General features: G+C 53.3%; 2 protein-coding genes. Both read right to left on the reverse strand.

What is annotated here, in order from left to right; genetic code table 11:
- Positions 1-1,247: DnaB-like helicase C-terminal domain-containing protein (locus J8X26_RS26030; protein ID WP_208952440.1), on the reverse strand; the 1,247-nt coding region annotated here is incomplete at its 3' end.
- Positions 1,244-1,843, reverse strand: a 600-nt coding sequence (locus J8X26_RS26035) for an ATP-binding protein (protein WP_208952441.1), incomplete at its 5' end; no start/stop codon positions are given. The genes J8X26_RS26030 and J8X26_RS26035, both read right to left, overlap by 4 nt.

Genomic DNA, 1,843 nt, shown 5'->3' on the forward strand with positions numbered 1-1,843 from the left:
TGGCGGTACACGGTGCCCAGTGGTCCGTTACGGTTTTTGGTGACATTGATTTCAGCGAGCCCCTTCGCCGGGCTGTTTTCGTCGTATACCTCATCCCGGTAAAGCATCATGATCAGGTCTGCATCGGCCTCAATACTTCCTGAGTCTTTCAGGTCAGCATTCACCGGGCGCTTATTGGTACGCTGCTCGACTCCGCGTGATAACTGACTGAGGGCGACCACCGGGCGCCTGATGCGCTTTGCCAGAGCCTTGAGCCCACGCGAAACTTCACCCACGGCAATGTCGTGTCTCTGACTGCTGGATAATTCGATAAGTCCGAGGTAGTCAACAAAGATGATCGCCAGTTCCGGATGCTCTAATGCGTGGCGTTCTGCTGACTCAGCGATTTGGTTCACGTCCAATGTGCTGGCGTCATCAATCCAAATCGGGCGCCCAGTCATGCTTTGAATGCCCATTCCGATCCGCGCCCAGTCTTCGTCATGTAATCCCCGTGGAGATTTCAATTTCGAGGTTGAGAATCCCCCCGCGCCAGCAACCTGACGCTCTGCAATCTGAGCACCAGACATCTCCATACTGAAAAATAAAGCCCCGCAACCCTGCTCGGTAATTTTGTCGATGAGGTTTAACGCGAATTCAGTTTTCCCCATCGAAGGTCTGGCCGCCAGCAGAATCAGGTCTGTTAAATCAAACCCGCCCGTCAGTTGATCCAGCTCTTCGATGCCGGTGAGGATAGTGCGGCTTCCTTCGCGCCCTTCCATTCTGGATTCAAGTTTTTCAGCCATTCCGGATAGCAGTTCGTCAATGTGAACCGGTGTACGGCTGTCATCGCTGAAGCTCAGGCGCTGGATATCGTTTTGCAGCTGTTTGATAGCCGCCATTTTTTCATCGGCGTTACGGGCAGAATCGAACTTGTCCAAAGCGCCAGCCATAATGGATTCAGCACCGCGGAGGAAGTGATTGCGTTTGACCATTTCTGCGTAATGTTTCAGCCCCGGCGCCGCCCATGCAAGACCGGTTGCTGCTACAGTCAGCGCCTCATAGCCGTCACCCAGCGCGTCAGCCACCAGGAACGGATCGGTGTTCTTTCCATCCAGAGACTGGCGCTTTATTTCCAGATAAATTTCCCGGTACTGCCTGATCGAGAAAGCTTCCGCAGGTAACAAACCGAATACTTCGAACACCGCCGCATCCAGCTGGCGCAGCAGCAATCCGCCGATCACGGCTTGTTCGGCTTCCTCGTAAGTCATGCCTTCACCCCGGACTGGCGATAACTATCCCAGTTGAATGCCAGCACAGAGCCGCCGCCTTCGCTCATTCTGTCTGTCAGGCGTTCACCGATGGATTCCGCCAACTGAGGCATGGTTAAGTTGCTGATCAGGATGGTAGGCAACATGTTTTCGTAACGGTCATTGATGATTTGGAAGAGAATAATTTTCTCTGCATCAGACCCGTACTGCACACCCACCTCATCGATGATCAGCAGACCCAGTGAAGCGTAATAGTCGATTACTTCGCTTTCAGTGCGTTCGGAATTTTTGCCCCACGTGCTCTTCACGGCGCGGATGATGCGCATAACATCGGTCAGGCATACGGACTGCTGGTGCTGTCGGATAACTTCCTTCGCCAAAGCTACGGCCAGATGGTTTTTGCCGGTGCCGCATTTGCCAATCAGGATCAAGCCGGTTCCCTTCTTTGAAAGCTCAGGGAAGGATTTCGCGTAGCTTTGGCAGGCATTTAAATTTGTTCTGGCGCCCTTGTTGACCGTTTCGTAGTTGCTGAATTCACAGTGCTGGAAGCGCGGGGCAATACCCGCATCGTCCATCAAACGTTCAACTTGCAGCTG

Source organism: Rahnella sp. ChDrAdgB13 (genome assembly GCF_017655185.1).
In the GTDB taxonomy this organism is placed as follows: domain Bacteria; phylum Pseudomonadota; class Gammaproteobacteria; order Enterobacterales; family Enterobacteriaceae; genus Rahnella; species Rahnella contaminans.